This window comes from Paenibacillus sp. NPDC093718, assembly GCF_050279985.1.
Taxonomy (GTDB): Bacteria; Bacillota; Bacilli; order Paenibacillales; family Paenibacillaceae; genus Paenibacillus_AQ.
This window is the reverse complement of record NZ_JBNNUS010000005.1, coordinates 66184-80695: the sequence shown is the minus strand read 5'-3', so window position 1 is coordinate 80695 and position 14512 is coordinate 66184. Positions and strand designations below refer to the sequence as shown.

At 49.0% G+C, this 14512-nt stretch carries 17 protein-coding genes; 4 read left to right on the top strand and 13 right to left on the bottom strand.

What is annotated here, in order from left to right:
• Nucleotides 1-135: 135 nt before the first annotated feature.
• The 7 genes from ACQKPA_RS16175 to ACQKPA_RS16145 form a co-directional block, all read right to left on the bottom strand.
• Nucleotides 136-582 (bottom strand): VOC family protein, encoded by a 447-nt coding sequence (locus ACQKPA_RS16175; RefSeq protein WP_427493632.1) that lies wholly within the window; start codon nt 580-582, stop codon nt 136-138.
• An 82-nt stretch (nt 583-664) separates the two neighbouring features.
• The gene (locus ACQKPA_RS16170; protein ID WP_427493631.1) at nt 665-1591 is read right to left on the bottom strand and encodes a sigma-70 family RNA polymerase sigma factor; all 927 of its coding nucleotides are present in this window, start codon (nt 1589-1591) and stop codon (nt 665-667) included.
• On the bottom strand, nt 1588-2196 hold the full coding sequence (locus ACQKPA_RS16165) for a metalloregulator ArsR/SmtB family transcription factor (protein ID WP_427493630.1): 609 nt from the start codon (nt 2194-2196) through the stop codon (nt 1588-1590). The genes ACQKPA_RS16170 and ACQKPA_RS16165 overlap by 4 nt, the downstream gene beginning before the upstream one ends.
• 217 nt (nt 2197-2413) lie before the next feature.
• Nucleotides 2414-2602 carry a hypothetical protein gene (locus ACQKPA_RS16160; RefSeq protein ID WP_427493629.1) on the bottom strand — a complete coding sequence of 63 codons (189 nt, stop codon included), beginning with the start codon at nt 2600-2602 and terminating at the stop codon, nt 2414-2416.
• A 222-nt stretch (nt 2603-2824) separates the two neighbouring features.
• The gene (locus tag ACQKPA_RS16155; RefSeq protein ID WP_427493628.1) at nt 2825-3367 is read right to left on the bottom strand and encodes a histidine phosphatase family protein; all 543 of its coding nucleotides are present in this window, start codon (nt 3365-3367) and stop codon (nt 2825-2827) included.
• A 16-nt stretch (nt 3368-3383) separates the two neighbouring features.
• Nucleotides 3384-3830 (bottom strand): NUDIX hydrolase, encoded by a 447-nt coding sequence (locus ACQKPA_RS16150; RefSeq protein WP_427493627.1) that lies wholly within the window; start codon nt 3828-3830, stop codon nt 3384-3386.
• A gap of 45 nt (nt 3831-3875) precedes the next feature.
• The gene (locus ACQKPA_RS16145) at nt 3876-4307 is read right to left on the bottom strand and encodes an NUDIX hydrolase (RefSeq protein ID WP_427493626.1); all 432 of its coding nucleotides are present in this window, start codon (nt 4305-4307) and stop codon (nt 3876-3878) included.
• Between the two features lie 230 nt (nt 4308-4537).
• On the opposite strand from ACQKPA_RS16145, the gene ACQKPA_RS16140 reads away from it, so the two are divergent.
• Nucleotides 4538-5734, top strand: a complete 1197-nt coding sequence (locus ACQKPA_RS16140; RefSeq protein ID WP_427493625.1) for an MFS transporter — start codon at nt 4538-4540, stop codon at nt 5732-5734.
• A gap of 137 nt (nt 5735-5871) precedes the next feature.
• Here ACQKPA_RS16140 and ACQKPA_RS16135 read toward each other — a convergent pair whose 3' ends face one another.
• Nucleotides 5872-6531 (bottom strand): MBL fold metallo-hydrolase, encoded by a 660-nt coding sequence (locus tag ACQKPA_RS16135; RefSeq protein ID WP_246059276.1) that lies wholly within the window; start codon nt 6529-6531, stop codon nt 5872-5874.
• A gap of 417 nt (nt 6532-6948) precedes the next feature.
• Here ACQKPA_RS16135 and ACQKPA_RS16130 point away from each other — a divergent pair, with 417 nt between their 5' ends.
• Both ACQKPA_RS16130 and ACQKPA_RS16125 read left to right on the top strand, forming a co-directional pair.
• Entirely contained in the window at nt 6949-7290 is a 342-nt protein-coding gene (locus tag ACQKPA_RS16130) for a hypothetical protein (protein ID WP_427493624.1), read from the top strand.
• A 25-nt stretch (nt 7291-7315) separates the two neighbouring features.
• The gene (locus ACQKPA_RS16125; protein WP_427493623.1) at nt 7316-8044 is read left to right on the top strand and encodes a class I SAM-dependent methyltransferase; all 729 of its coding nucleotides are present in this window, start codon (nt 7316-7318) and stop codon (nt 8042-8044) included.
• Nucleotides 8045-8173: 129 nt separating this feature from the next.
• On the opposite strand, the gene ACQKPA_RS16120 is transcribed toward ACQKPA_RS16125, so the two are convergent.
• The 5 genes from ACQKPA_RS16120 to ACQKPA_RS16100 form a co-directional block, all read right to left on the bottom strand.
• Entirely contained in the window at nt 8174-9646 is a 1473-nt protein-coding gene (locus ACQKPA_RS16120) for a DEAD/DEAH box helicase (protein ID WP_427493622.1), read from the bottom strand.
• A gap of 154 nt (nt 9647-9800) precedes the next feature.
• A complete protein-coding gene (locus ACQKPA_RS16115) occupies nt 9801-10676 on the bottom strand; it encodes a radical SAM/SPASM domain-containing protein (RefSeq protein ID WP_427493621.1) in 876 nt (291 codons plus the stop codon).
• A gap of 303 nt (nt 10677-10979) precedes the next feature.
• Nucleotides 10980-12368: a M56 family metallopeptidase gene (locus ACQKPA_RS16110; RefSeq protein WP_427493620.1), complete on the bottom strand. Its 1389-nt coding sequence runs from the start codon at nt 12366-12368 to the stop codon at nt 10980-10982.
• Nucleotides 12369-12376: 8 nt separating this feature from the next.
• Nucleotides 12377-12751 (bottom strand): BlaI/MecI/CopY family transcriptional regulator, encoded by a 375-nt coding sequence (locus tag ACQKPA_RS16105; protein WP_427493619.1) that lies wholly within the window; start codon nt 12749-12751, stop codon nt 12377-12379.
• A 262-nt stretch (nt 12752-13013) separates the two neighbouring features.
• Nucleotides 13014-13241 carry a glycine zipper domain-containing protein gene (locus tag ACQKPA_RS16100; RefSeq protein WP_427493618.1) on the bottom strand — a complete coding sequence of 76 codons (228 nt, stop codon included), beginning with the start codon at nt 13239-13241 and terminating at the stop codon, nt 13014-13016.
• Between the two features lie 247 nt (nt 13242-13488).
• Between ACQKPA_RS16100 and ACQKPA_RS16095 the strand changes: the two genes are divergently transcribed.
• Complete coding sequence (locus tag ACQKPA_RS16095; protein WP_427493617.1) at nt 13489-14511, top strand: ABC transporter substrate-binding protein; 1023 nt, start codon at nt 13489-13491, stop codon at nt 14509-14511.
• Nucleotide 14512 lies beyond the last annotated feature (1 nt).

Below are 14512 nucleotides of genomic sequence, written 5' to 3'. Positions count from 1 at the left end.
GTGATTATGAATAACATTAGGCTGCGTCCCTGACCCGGCAGCAAAGATACGCTCGGCGCGTTAACAACATAAAAAGGCAAGCCATCTGCCTTTTGAAAGCCAGCGCTTGCCTATCCATTCCCGACTTCTATCAAGTCAGCTCGTGGGTGCATCCTGCCAAGCATTAAACTTGTTGCCGTCCATATCCTTGAATTTGAACTGCAATCCGCAGGAACCGTGATCAACCAGCGGCTCGACCTCTGCCCCGTTCTCCCGCAGCCGTTTGTGCAGCTCGGTAATGTTCTCGACCTCGAAGGTTAACGAGAACATCTCATAGTTCTCCCCATCCCATTGGTTGGTTACAAAGTTGGCTGTTCGGTTATCCAGCGTTTCCAGCAGGAATAGCCACTGTCCGTCCCCAAGGATCAAGATGGCGCCCGTATCGTCGCATTTTCTCACAGTAAGGCCAAATAGCTCAGAGTACCATTTTACCGCCAGCGGAAGATTCCTTACCGGGAGATAATTGCAATGAACCTTCTTTAACAGCGGCTTGTTCACGGATTGGAGCTTGGGCACTTCGTTTAATTGGTTGTCTGTCGTCATTCGATTCACCTCTTGTTCAATGTGGTTTCAATATATAGACGATGGAACCGGACCGATTCCGTCACGGAGCGCCATTTTTTTATTAATTAGGTTCAATCGCATGATACTTATTGCCGTCGGGATCATAGAATTCCAGCATTTTACCGAATAAAGCATCTTCCCGAATCGGCTCGCTTCTAACCCCTTGTTGATGCAGCTGGTGCCCTAACTGCCCAACGCTCGCTACTTCGAACGTGAGTACAGGCATGCTGGCCGGTGAGTGATGCTGACATTCGAGCAAATACAATTCCTGTCCGGATTCCAGTACCGGATTGCCGTGCCTGCTGGTTCCCAGATGAAAATGCAGGATAAACCAGGCGGTGGCCTGCCCCTTATTCGTGACTGGAATATAGAAATGACCGGCCCGCTTAAGGACTTGCTCCGAGACCTGCTGCTCGAAATCCCTCCCCAGACGATGGGTTTGGAAATAATGCTCGAAGTCACGGGCAAGATGCTGTTTCAAAACTTCTCTGGCACGTCGAATACGGCTTTCAACCGCAGATACCGACAGGTTAAGGAACTGTCCGATCTCTTTCATGGACCACTCGCTTAAGTAATGCAGCACGACAACGGATTTACTCTTCTCCTCCAATTCCTGCAGGGCTCCCCAGACGGAATCATGGATCACATATTGTTCCAGCCATGGCGTGATATTGTCCGATGATGGAGCCGTTTCGTGCAGCGGGAGCGTTCGCCTGCTTCTTTTGGCAAAATCGAGGCTGGTCCGGTGCGCAATCGCATATAGCCAACTGCCAAGCTTGGCAGGATCGTTCAGCGTATGCAGGTTACGGTAACACTTCAAAAACGCCTCCTGCACGGCATCCTGAGCCTCGTGGAAGTCCCCCAGTACACTGTACGCAACGGATAACAGGGCGTTGGAATACTGATGGACAATCATCCGATAAGCTCCAAAATCCCCCGCCTTAGCATCCTCTATCCGTTGTTGGGAGAGCGGCAAATCCTCTTTCATGAGGATAGATCCTCCCACCGTGCCCACATCTCTTGCGGATTGAGCTCATATACCCCATTATCCCTGAACATAAAATGATGCATGATGAACTCCCGGCGAAGAGTCGCAAAGTCCTCATGGTAACCCTGAATAAACTCGTTGATTTCCTTCTCGGTGTACTTACGTCCCTTCTCAAGTCGGGATACCATATGCGTAAGCACGATGAGTTTCTTCTTCAGCTGGGCAGGAATGCTCTTCAGCTTTCCGTCGGAAGTGAAAAAATTCTTCACGACAGTGTCCCTCGTCCGCTGATCTTCTTCCTCCAAGCGCTCCGGACCGCCTGCGTGCCTTACTCTCTGATAGATCAAATTCTCCGTCGCTCTCGCACTATTTTCGATAAAATAATCATTCAGCGAAAAATAGATCGTGTTCTTATCCCTGCGCTCTTTGATCAAGCTCGCCTCCCGCAGCTTCGCTGCATGGTGCGTAATCGTTGCCGGCGTGACGCCGATCTTCTCGGCCAGAACCTGTCCGTTCAATTCGCCTTCGGCTAACAGGATCAGCATTTTGATTCGCGTCGGATCTGCAAGCGCCTTATGGTAACTAACCACCTTATCCAATTGCATGGATATGTTCACTCCCTACACAATTTTGACGAACATCTAATTTACGTATTGTTAAATCAGATATTATCCCATCCGAAATTCAAAGTAAACCCTCAGTAACATCTGAACCTCACAGAACGTGAAATAGCCCGCTCCATTGTTATAAAGGAGCGGGCTGCTGCATGACTCTCGTTTCTCAAGTTTCGTATTCACATGCAGTTAATCGACGAACCGCGTCTTACACAACAGCAGCGTCGACTCTGGACTGATCGGCATTCTGGCATCTCTTGCATACCTTCAGCGCCCTGCCGTCCGACTTGTTGGCGATGTAGAGGAGCTTGATGCGAGAAGTGCTGCATACCGGGCATGTGCCTCGGCCACGTGATGGCATACTCCAGAGTGCGCGGCCCCGTTTTGTTTTGGCCATGTTTCGTATCCCCTTTATTTCATAATCTCTCTAATGTTGTTGCGAACCCATGCACACAGCTTGTCTTCATTTGCGTTTGTCCTTTGTTATGCGAATTGTAATCCTTAGGACGAGCAAGCTGGATATCTGTGCAACTGCAACTCCATTATAGGGGACGATCTGTCGTCAAATATAGGGGATAAATGCTTATGAATTCTTTTTTACATAAGTTGTTTCAAGCCTTCATGAGATCCATATTCGTTGTATGCCGGGTGCATCTTGCAGAAAGCTAAGACGGTATACATCAGGATTGGACAAGCCCTCCCACTCCCTGAATCCAATCCGGTTGTCGTAATGCTTCAGCAGAAGCGAGATCAGGTTGCCATGCGACACGATGACAGCATTCTGGCTGGAGCTCTGCTGGATCTCCTCCACCACACGAACGACACGATGCATGGCTGTACGACTTGATTCCTCGCCTTCATAACACAAATCCAAATCATCATAAGTTCGGCGAAGCATCTCCCGCCAAGCAGGCTCATTGCGACCCGATAGAATTCTCTCCGTCAATCTCTCATCCATCACAACTTCCACGCCAATGAGATTCGCCAAGGGTTTTATTGTATCGCAGGCTCTACGGTAAGGGCTCGAAACAATATGATCAATCCCTTTATCCGAGAGAAACTCCGCAAGTTCAAGCGCCTGCTGAATGCCCTGCCTGGTTAACGGAGCGTCGGCAGCTTGTCCCTCAGCTTTGCAATGCCGCACAATAAATACGTTTTTCATGAAACCAGCCCCTCCTTTACAATCCAATATTACTCTTGAGCCCTTGATAGCTTCCGGACTCCGGAAATCCTCGCTTAACGATCGTCATAAACTTCTCGGAGAACCCATAGCTTGTTAAATCTGCGATAGGGACCAAGACCACATCACCTATGGGATTGGAATCGAACTCGTTCGATGGGAGTCGGATCTCACCCTCTATGCGTTCCAGCAAAAAAGTAATATGTAACAGTGAGGGCGATGAATCTGGTTTATCACATAGGTATAAGAGTTTCTTCACTTTTGTGGTCAGTCCGGTTTCCTCTACCATTTCCCGAACCATGGCTTCTTCCAGGGTTTCCCCCTGCTCTACCCTTCCTCCGGGAAGCGACCAGCCACGTTCTGACGAAACGCTCTGTTTGACCAGCAAAATAGATTCGTCTTCAATCAAAATTCCAGTGACTCTGACCTGCAACAGGTTGCTCATTACCACACCACCATTCGTTGGATTCTTCTTTCCATAGAAAAATACTTACGTTAGCTTGGGCCGTGCCTCCTCCGCTCTTTGCACACTCTGCTTCGTCCACGGCGGTGCCTTCGGATGATTCATGATTTCGGACAGCGTCATCCACTGTACCCACTCGACCTCGTCCGGGCTCTTGCTGTAAGGCGTCCCCTTATCGTACTCGCACAAAAACACCATGTTGATGACAGGACGGTCATCGTCCGTTACAAAAGAAGAGCTGTAGACGTACGTGACCTTCTCCTTCACCTCGACGCCAACTTCTTCGTAAAGCTCCCGCTTGACCGTGCGCTCCAGAATATCCAGCGTATGCCCTTCCCTGTCTACTTTGCCTCCCGGTAACGAGAGTGTTCCGCCCGCATGCTCTTCCTTCAGGCTGCGCGTAATCATCAGCCACTGCCCGTCTTTGCTGACGGCCCCTTCCACGTTGACGATAAACATGAAATCCCTCCTCTAACAACCTATTTCCTTACTTTACACGATACGGACCGTTGTTGATAAGGGGGTACGATGTTTCCAAGATGAACCTGCTTCCATTCACACAGATATTCCAACATTGTTCAAACTGAATGTAACTAAGCAACTTTAATTGTTTCTAACCTGTTGACTCTCACCTTACAGGAGACCGCAAAATAGGTTCCAGCATTGATTCTGTAAGGAGGAATATCACCATGCCAAGCTCCATCCGTTTACTACGCAACGGCTTCGTCCGAGCGATCCTGATTTCCAATGTATGCTCCCAGCTCGGAATATGGATCCGAAATTTTGCGGTTCTGCTGTATGTCATGGAGATGACAGGCGGGGATGCCTTCGCCATTTCCATGATTTCCGTAGCCGAATATGGACCGATCTTTCTGTTTGCGTTCATAGGGGGTGTATTCGCCGACCGTTGGCGTCCCAAAGCAACCATCGTCTGGTGCGAGATACTCAGTGCCTGCTCCGTCTTTATCGTGTTTCTGATGCTGGAATCCGGCTCGTGGGGCGCCGTATTCTTCGCGACCTTATGCTCTTCCATTCTGTCGCAGTTCGCCCAGCCCTCCGGCATGAAGCTGTTCAAAATCCATGTACCGGACGAGGATGCTTCCATTGGCATGTCGCTGCTGCAAACGCTGTTCTCTCTCTTCATGATCATCGGTCCGATTCTGGGCACATGGGTGTTTCAGCAATGGGGCATATCAGCTGCCCTCGTGTTAACGAGCGGATTATTCATGTTATCTGCCCTAGCCATGCTGTTTGTACCTAACGACCAAGAGGCATCTATGGACACAGCAACAGCAGCTCCCTCCATTCTTCGTGATATGGCTGATGGTATTCGTTATGTCCTATTCAAAAGAGACCTCTTGCGGCTAAGCCTCTGCTTCATGGTTGTGGGCCTGGGGGTGGGATTGATCTCCCCCCTCAGCGTATTTCTGGTGACCGAACGCTTAGGCTTGTCCGCTCAGGACTTGCAGTGGATTACCATCCCTTACGGTGTCGGCGAAATCCTGGGTGGAATCATGACGTTTATGCTCGCATCCCAAATCGCTCCCGGACGGTTACTGATGATGGGGTTAATCGTAAACGCCGCAGGCATTCTCCTGCTGGGTCTGTCGACGCTCCTCTGGCTGACCATGCTCTCGCAATTCCTGATTGCGCTGCTGCAGCCGGCTATATTTATCGGGAACCACGCCTTGGTCATGCAGCAAACGGAACAAGCCTATATCGGTCGGGTTACCGGCGTGCGCACGCCGCTCATGACCGGAGCCATGCTGATCACAATGGGATGCTCCGGTCTATTGAAGCAGGCCACGTCACTAACTTCCGTATACGCTTTGGCTGGCGCATGTTTTCTCGTTGGATTCTTGATGATCATCCCCTCCTCCATATGAAAATAGAGGGATGACCGCGCGTGGCGAAATAACCGAGGTGTAAATGCATCCGCTGATAAATAAAAACCGAGTGAAAACGGGGGTATTCCCGTTGCACTCGGATATCTGCTTTTCGACAATATAGCTCTACCCAGATCCTAAAGCTTGCTCAATATCTGCTCTATGACCTGCTTATCCAACGTAACATTATGACCCGATATACACGTGTCAAAATCCATTTCTTTATATTTCAAAAGCGTTTGTATATAAAGATCTTGTTCAACATAAATGCTTGGAATAATTTCATCCATGGAGTCACCTACATTATCGCCTACATGGATCACCTGCTCTAACTCGTCCAATACACTTATGGAATCCACGGTATGGCCAGGAGTATAAATGAGCCGTATGTTGTCTTCCGGAAAATATAATTCGTTATCAAATGTCAGATTGGGAAGAACCAATTCTGCCTCGCCCTCAACAAACCTCTTGTTTTTCTGTATCATGCCTTCCCAGCCTGACTCCATCATTTCCCTGCATAGCTTGTGAGATATGATGATACAGTCTCGGAACGAGCCATTTCCCCAGATATGGTCCCAATGATGATGCGTATTGATTACAATGGTTGGCTTGCTGTCATGCTTTATGTATTCTTTGACAGGCTCGATGTTCAATGAGCCCAGACCCGTATCGATAATGTAATTATTCCGGTCTCCCATAATCAGTTGAACATTTAAATCCCATCCCGCAGGGATATGGTTGGTAAACAAGAAGCTTCTATTCTTTATCTTTTGAATTTGCAATTCTACACCCGCCAACTGTAATTTTTTTGATTATGAATCGTACCCAATTATACATCGCTTCGAGTAGGGCGACCAGCGAGTCGCAGATTCGCTCAAAGCGTATTCCCTTTGGGAGGAATAGCCCGGTTCATATCGGAACGGTATTTTATATCTTAAATCATGGCTTGGGTATTATTCCAAGAGGAACGATCCGTTATAATAGATCATAAGGCGAAAATCTCCTATCTTTTCCAAAATAACGGATCGAGGTGAGTTGTATGACAGGAAAGACCCTTGTTTATCCTGATGGTCGAACCGTAACCTTACTCGAAAGCGGCACAGACGATCAAGGGGACTATCTCTTGGTACAAAATACGATTGTTAAGCAAGGTCCGATGAACGGCCCGCATTGGCATCCCATTCTCCAGGAAATTCACTGTACAGGAAGGGCAAATGCGATTTGTGATTGACGGAGAAGAGACGATCGTGGAACAAGGGGGGATGGCCAGCATCCGTCCGACTCAGATTCACCAATTCTGGAATGTGAGCACAGACCGTCTGGTTGCCCTGCATGAGATTCGCCCTCCAGGACAACATTGGAACATGTTTGAGCTTATTCACAAATTGGAATGTGAAGGCAAGCTTAACAACAAGGGGATTCCGTCGAACCCTTTATGGCTTGGTGCCGCTTGGAGAGTAATGGATGGGTACCTCGCGGGACCGCCCCGGATTTTGCAGACGGCTGTGTTAGGTGGATTAGCACGGCTAGCTGATCTTCTGAAGTATCGAGTGTAAGAATGATTCCAAGCAGGAGGTGCCTATGAGCTATAACGGATCCGATTTTTATGACAACAACACGAATTTCGAGAACTACATGCAGCGGCGGCAAGGGCAGGAGAACGCCAACGATACATTGGAGAAGCCCGTCATCTGGCAGCTGCTGGGAGATGTCTCAGACCAGTTCGTATTAGACCTGGGTTGCGGCGATGCCGGCTTTGGCGTGGAATTGTTGGAAAAAGGATGTGCATCGTATGTAGGGATCGAGGGTTCCCGTAATATGGTTGAAGCCGCTACGAACAATCTCGCCGGCTGCAACGGAACCGTTGTGCACACGAGGCTCGAGGACTTTGCATATCCCCGCGATTCCTATGATCTGGTACTCTCCAGGCTCGCCATTCATTATCTGCAGGATATCGAGCGCGTCTTTCGATTCATTTATCAGAGCTTGAAGCCGAACGGCAGGTTTGTCTTCTCCGTTGAGCATCCCGTTATTACCTCCACGCTTCAGCCTTCCGGTATCAGAACGAATTGGGTGGTGGACAACTACTTCATCGAAGGCTACCGGGAGCAGCAATGGCTCGGCGGTACCGTTCATAAGTACCATCGAACCGTCGAGGATTATTTCAGAGCGGTGCAGGAAGCCGGCTTTATCGTGGAGCAGCTTAGGGAATCCAGTCCTGTGCGAGAACATTTCATAAACGAGGAAACCTATGAGCGCAGGCGCAGAATTCCACTGTTCCTGTTTCTGGCGGGGAGAAAGAGCGCGTAACTCCCATTCCATTCCGAAAAAAAGCACCCTTCCACATCACAAGTGGAACAGGGTGCTTCTTAAGTTTAGGATGATTGTCAGAAATGCCGGGAACGCCTACGCGAAATCACCAGCAATCGTCATTTCCTCTTACTGGGGTCTGCCGGCCTTGCTTCCCTTATTGAATCCACCGGACTTGCGTTTACGGGCTTGACCGTCCTTAGGGTTCTGAACAGCTTCCGCTTTGAACTTGCGTGCCATCTCTGAATACGGATTAAGAACAGCTTCCGTCTTCGGGTTACGTGCCGAATTCGTGCTCGAATGGCGAGCCGCGTCTGATTTCGGTTTACGAGCCGTGTCTGTCTTCGGCTTGCGGGTGGCATCGGCCTTCGGTTTAGCAGGTCTAACTGCTGCTGATTGGGCTTTGCCGGGCTTAGCCGAGCCCGATTTAGGCGATCGGTCTACCTTGGCGGCTCTTAATGATCCCGACATCGGGAAGGCATGATCCTTCACTTCGGGAATGGACTTGCCGATTAACTTCTCGATATCTCGGAGAAAAGGCACCTCGTCCACTTCGCAGAACGATATCGCCGTTCCGCTCAGTCCCGCACGCCCCGTCCGGCCAATCCGGTGAACGTACGTTTCCGGAATGTTCGGAAGGTTAAAGTTAATGACATGCGACAGATCGTCGATATCAATGCCTCGCGCGGCAATATCCGTAGCTACCAGTACCCGGGTCTCCCCGCTTTTGAAATTTTTAAGTGCCGTCTGGCGGCTGACCTGCGATTTATTCCCGTGAATGGCTTGAGCCGAGATGTTCACCTTCGTCAGATCGCGCACAACCCGGTCAGCCCCGCGCTTAGTACGTGTGAAGACCAAGGCCGACACGATGGCCGGGTCCTTCATCAGCTCATTCAATTGCTTCTGCTTATTTCCTGTTTCCAGCAGGTACACCGATTGCTTGATCCGTTCGGCCGTTGATGAAACCGGCGTAATCTCTACTTTTACAGGGTTTTGCAATAATGTTTTGACAAGCTGGGTGATCTCCGCAGGCATCGTGGCCGAGAAGAACAGCGTTTGTTTTTTGCTCGGCATTTTGGCGATAATTCGTTTTACGTCATGAATAAAGCCCATATCAAGCATCCGGTCAGCCTCGTCCAGCACCAGAATCTCCACATGCTGCAGATCGACACGCTTCTGATTCATGAGATCCAGAAGTCTGCCTGGCGTAGCAATGAGGATGTCCGCTCCTTGCTGAAGCGCCCGCTCCTGTGTTTTTTGCGAAACGCCGCCAACAATGGCCGTCGACCGCAGCTTTGTGAACTGACTGTAGGCTTTCACGTTATCCGAAATTTGCAGGGCGAGCTCCCGGGTCGGCGACAACACCAACGCGCGAATACGGCGCGACATGCCCGGTTTAGGGGGTTGTTCGTTCAACAGCTGAATCATCGGTACCGAAAAAGCGGCGGTCTTCCCTGTTCCGGTCTGCGCGCAGCCCAGCAAATCTCTGCCGGCCAACACAGCCGGGATCGCCTGAGCCTGAATAGGCGTTGGCGTCTTGTAATTCTCCTTCGCTAAAGCCTTGAGAATCACGGGGGATATATTTAAATCTTGAAATGTCATGGGGTCTCCTTTAAGGTGAATACCTATATTGTCTCATCACGTAACATGGGGCATCTCATATAGAGTCTCCACAAGCCGTTCCTTTACGTCATAACATATAACGATACCATACATTAGTATAAAAAAAGAAGCGGAATTTTTCTCCGCCTCTTGTTTATGCTCCAAACCGCTGCCGATACCCGCATTTTCTGCATAACTCCTCAACAGCTTCCCGCCGTGAAAATCCATCCACAAGATTGTTCGCCCGCTCCCCGTCAACAATATCCGAGAAGGACTTCTGATGGATATTGCCCAAATTGATGACCCCTTCCCCATCCAGACAGCACGGCACGACCGTCCCGTCTACCAGAATGGCCGCCTGGCTGCGCAGCGCATGGCAGAAGCCTTTGCCTTCATCCTCCGGGGCTGTCAGACTTGGCCACTGGAACTCATAATCCTGATTGAGATAAACACGGTCGGCCACCTTCACACCACCACCGGGTTCAACCTTTTCCTCGATCCGGTAGTCCAGATTGAATTCCTGCTCCAGAATTTCGAGCGTCTGGCGGTTCCGGCTTTTCTCTAGGTTCGTTTGGTTATCCTGGGTCAGATTCCACAATCGGAACGAAAAGATGACCTTATGCTCCTCGGCAGCACGAACAAAGGAAAGAATCTCCCGCAAATATCCCTCCCGGTTCGTGGAGCCCTCGTGACCGTCAAAGCTATGAAGCGAGAAGTTCATCTGTCTCAAAGCCGGCTTGCCCAGCAGCTTCTGCCGGTTCTTCGCGATCAACGTGCCGTTGGTCGTAATGTTGACCTTGAACCCTTTGTCATGGCTGATATCCAGCAGCTCATCGATCTTCGGATGAAGCAGCGGTTCTCCCTTAACATGCAGATAAATGTAACTCGTATGCGGCTTGATCTCATCCAATCTTCTCGCAAAGTCTTCCACCTTAATGAAGTTGGCCTTACGCTCTGTCGGCGGGCAGAACGTGCAGGCCAGATTACAGATGCTCGTGATTTCTATGTAAACTTTCTTAAACGTCTTCAAGATGTTATCCCCAATCCCATGTCTATGATCGCATGATTTGCTAGCTAGGTCGCTTGCGAATCCTTCATATCGTACCATAGGCGGGCTTATACAGCTACAACTACAGATGCTATCTGAGCCATTCTGTATGAAGCCAAACAAGAGGAATCGCCTTCTTCTTTAGTTTTATCAACCCATCTTATTGATAAGTAGTGTACAAACCACAAAAAAAGCACTGCCCTAATGACAGTGCTTTTTGTAAAAAAATGACGGTTTCTTATTTATCAAAATTATACTCGGCAAGTTCTTCTAGCGTCATGGATCTTATCGTAATGGAAGTATCCGGGGGGTCTCGTTTGGATGAGACTTCTTATCACCATCGTCTACTGGACGAGCTGTTGGAGGAGCTACATCTTGGTCTCCTTCAATCTCAATGACCGCCTCCGAAGGGGCAGCTTCTTGAAGAGGAACTACAACGTTGTTTCCTACATTCTCAGCTGCAGGTGCAGGATGAGCTTCTTGGGGATAATCTACAACATGGTTTCCTTCATTCTCAACGACTGCTACAGGACGAGCTTCCTCTAGCTGAGTTTCAACATCGTTTCCTTCACTTTCAACGACGGTTTCAGAAGGTACCGGTCTAGGGGCTGCTTCTTTTGGTTGAGCTTCTGCATGACTCTCCTCATTTCCAATGACTCTGGGCGTATGGTTAGAAGCCCATGCCGCTGCGGATGTGCTAATTGCAGCAACCAAAAACACCGCTGTTATCGTGAGATACATCGTTTTCTTTTTTTGTTTCTTTACATTCAGCATCATCATTAATCTCCTCTTTAATTGTTTGCCGTCACCGGATAAGGAGGCACAAAATTGCACGGGTAAATTCCTTGATCCTGCCATGACGCTTAAGATCGTCTCCCCATAGCGTTTTCGCTCGGCATAGGACATCTCTTTTACGACTTCTTCATCACATGACAGCTCGCTCCATATATGAATGTCCTTGCGAAGAATGTGCACCAAAGGGTTAAACCAATGTAAGGCGCTTGCTCCGAGCGTGAACGCTTTGACCCATAAATCTTTCCGTTTCAGATGGATCAACTCATGTCGGATCACCATGTCCATGTTCACGGTATTCTCTATAGGGAGATAAATGGTTGGTTTCCATAGGCCGACAAGAACAGGACTCCGAATGAGGGAGCTGTAGGCAAGCCTGACGTTGCTTTTCACACCAAGGGCTTCCTTGATGAAAGAGAGCTGTTTAGCTGCTTCGCTGCTTGTCGGAACGGTGGTACGTGTATGTTCTAGTTTCTTTAAAAATCTGCGATAACAATACATCTGCCATGCAGCAAAAGCTATAGCGCCGACTGCCCATAGGACAATTAGGGGAAGTGCTATGTTTGCTGATATGGTCTGATCTCGGATGAGCGGCTCCGGATGAATCCCTAAGTATGGACCGGGCAGCGCATGCTGCACAGTTGAAGGCAGCTCGTTCACGATGGGGACGGTTGCTGTTGCATTGAATGTAAAAAGCGGCGAGATCCACTGAATACCAAGAACTACGGGTAAAAGATAGAAGCCTATTGCCATTTTGTTCATTCCATAACGCCACTTTGTAGGAAAGGCATTGACGGATACGATCCGCAGGACAAGCATGCTGGCTACGACGGCACTTCCAGCAGCGGTAAGGGTAAACAGCATTTCAAGAATCGTATTCATAAGCCCCCCTACTTTTGCGAAAACCATTGCTTCAGCTCAACAATATCTTCATCTGAAAGCTTTTCGCCGTCATACAAAGCTGAAATTAGATTTTTAACCGAGCCTTGATATAATCCGTCCAGAACATGCTGCGTTTCCATGAGCTTATAATCTTCAGGCGAAATGCGAGGCGTATATTTATTTGTCCGTCCATCCCTCGTAGCCGTAAGTGCCCCTTTGTCCACCAAACGCGATAGGAAGGTGGAGATGGTCTGTGCCTTCCACTCTCTTCCTCTCTGGGCAAACAGAGCGAGCAGTTCGGTGGATGTGACGGGCGGCGTACACTCCCATATCACCTCCATAAGCTCCATTTCAGTATCCGATAATTTTTGAACCTGGTTCACGGTGAACACCTCTTTACGTCGTTATGCGTCCATAACGAGCTTATTACTACACGTTGTAGTGATTATAACCTACTACACCACGTAGTGATATGTCAAGCGAAGGGAGTTGAAGTTTACTGCTACATAGAACTTATATGTAAAAATGAAAGAACCGCGCGGGAGCGCGGTTCTTTATCTAACCATACAGCTACGAATAATGGAAGGTACCGGATTCCGCGGGGCCTCTTATCTTCACTCGTACAGATGGTAGTGTTAACGCCGTTTATTTTGAATTGTTGTCGTCATTGTCTACAGCGTCGCCGGCTTTGTTTCCCAATGCTGCGCCTGCGATACCGCCGGCAATCGTGCCGATTGGACCCAGAACGGAACCTACAGCAGCACCCACGACGCCGCCGCCAGCTGTTCCTAAAGCTTCTCCAGCTTCAATATCCATGTTGGTCGTGTCGCGGTCAGAATCAACCTTTTGATTACGATCGTTTTTATTAGCCATCCATCTCACTCCTTCGAAATTTGTGACAGGAACAGCTCATCTTGCCAGACGTTGTTCCAAACCATATCTTGCCCTAACAGATCTGAAAGCATTCTTTAAAAGGATATCGACCCAGATCTCTTTCTACTCCAAAATAGGTTGCGTATTTTAGACGATGTTTGCGGATTATGGGATTATGTAAACGGTACCAAGCTTGCTACAATGAACATGCAATTACGAAATGAACTTTGTTCAAGGGGGATTATACATGAAAAAGCTGTCGATTTTACTGTTAACCTGCGTGTTGATTATTGGGGCGCTAAGCGGTTGCGGAAGCAGCGAGTCCGACTCGGCTTCGTCTAATAAACTCGTCATCTACAGTCCGAATAGCGAGGAGATCATCAAGACCATCATTCCGATGTTCGAGAAGCAGACCGGGATTACGGTTGAGCTTGTAACGGCTGGCACCGGCGAAATTATTAAGCGCTTACAGTCCGAGAAGCAGAACCCTTACGCTGACGTGATGTTCGGTGGTTCTATGGCCGGTTTCCGTGAAAATGAAGCTTTATACGAGCCTTACGTATCGCCTGAAGACAAGAACTTAATGGAGGGTCACCGCAATACGTCGGGCTTCGCTACCCCTTATATCTCGGATGGCAGCGTGCTGCTCGTGAACAAAAATCTGATCGGCGACATCAAAATCGAAGGTTATGCGGATTTGCTAAACCCACAGCTCAAAGGGAAGATTGCTTCCGCTGACCCGGCAAGCTCAAGCTCCGCTTTCGCCCAGTTAACCAACATGCTGAAAGCGATGGGCGGCGATTATGAGAATGAACAAGGCTGGAACTACGTCGGTCAACTGATTGAGAACCTGGACGGCAAAATCGCGAGCGGTTCCGGTGCTGTTCACAAAAGCGTGGCAGACGGTGAATATGTGGTCGGCCTTACCTACGAAGACCCTTCCAGCACCTATGTAAAGAACGGCGCTCCAGTAGAAATCGTATATCCAAAAGAAGGCGCGGTATTCCTGGATGCGGGATCTGCCATTATCAAAGATGCGCCGCATATGGACAACGCCAAGAAATTCATCGACTTCATTCTGTCTCAAGAAGCGCAGGATGCATTCGGCACGCAATTAACGAACCGTCCGATCCGCCAGGATACGAAGCTTGGCGACCACATGAAGCCTTATGAAGAGATCCACATGATTGATGAAGACACAGACTATGTCAGCGAGCATAAATCCGAGATCGTTGAGCGTTATGTCGATTTGTTCACTAGCGTTAAATAAA

Excerpts from the sequence above, each read along its gene's own strand:
- ACQKPA_RS16175 (WP_427493632.1), bottom strand. The coding sequence starts at position 582 with ATGACGACAGACAACCAATTAAACGAAGTGCCCAAGCTCCAATCCGTG.
- ACQKPA_RS16170 (WP_427493631.1), bottom strand. The coding sequence starts at position 1,591 with ATGAAAGAGGATTTGCCGCTCTCCCAACAACGGATAGAGGATGCTAAG.
- ACQKPA_RS16165 (WP_427493630.1), bottom strand. The coding sequence starts at position 2,196 with ATGCAATTGGATAAGGTGGTTAGTTACCATAAGGCGCTTGCAGATCCG.
- ACQKPA_RS16160 (WP_427493629.1), bottom strand. The coding sequence starts at position 2,602 with ATGGCCAAAACAAAACGGGGCCGCGCACTCTGGAGTATGCCATCACGT.
- ACQKPA_RS16155 (WP_427493628.1), bottom strand. The coding sequence starts at position 3,367 with ATGAAAAACGTATTTATTGTGCGGCATTGCAAAGCTGAGGGACAAGCT.
- ACQKPA_RS16150 (WP_427493627.1), bottom strand. The coding sequence starts at position 3,830 with ATGAGCAACCTGTTGCAGGTCAGAGTCACTGGAATTTTGATTGAAGAC.
- ACQKPA_RS16145 (WP_427493626.1), bottom strand. The coding sequence starts at position 4,307 with ATGTTTATCGTCAACGTGGAAGGGGCCGTCAGCAAAGACGGGCAGTGG.
- ACQKPA_RS16140 (WP_427493625.1), top strand. The coding sequence starts at position 4,538 with ATGCCAAGCTCCATCCGTTTACTACGCAACGGCTTCGTCCGAGCGATC.
- ACQKPA_RS16130 (WP_427493624.1), top strand. The coding sequence starts at position 6,949 with ATGCGATTTGTGATTGACGGAGAAGAGACGATCGTGGAACAAGGGGGG.
- ACQKPA_RS16125 (WP_427493623.1), top strand. The coding sequence starts at position 7,316 with ATGAGCTATAACGGATCCGATTTTTATGACAACAACACGAATTTCGAG.
- ACQKPA_RS16120 (WP_427493622.1), bottom strand. The coding sequence starts at position 9,646 with ATGACATTTCAAGATTTAAATATATCCCCCGTGATTCTCAAGGCTTTA.
- ACQKPA_RS16110 (WP_427493620.1), bottom strand. The coding sequence starts at position 12,368 with ATGAATACGATTCTTGAAATGCTGTTTACCCTTACCGCTGCTGGAAGT.
- ACQKPA_RS16100 (WP_427493618.1), bottom strand. The coding sequence starts at position 13,241 with ATGGCTAATAAAAACGATCGTAATCAAAAGGTTGATTCTGACCGCGAC.
- ACQKPA_RS16095 (WP_427493617.1), top strand. The coding sequence starts at position 13,489 with ATGAAAAAGCTGTCGATTTTACTGTTAACCTGCGTGTTGATTATTGGG.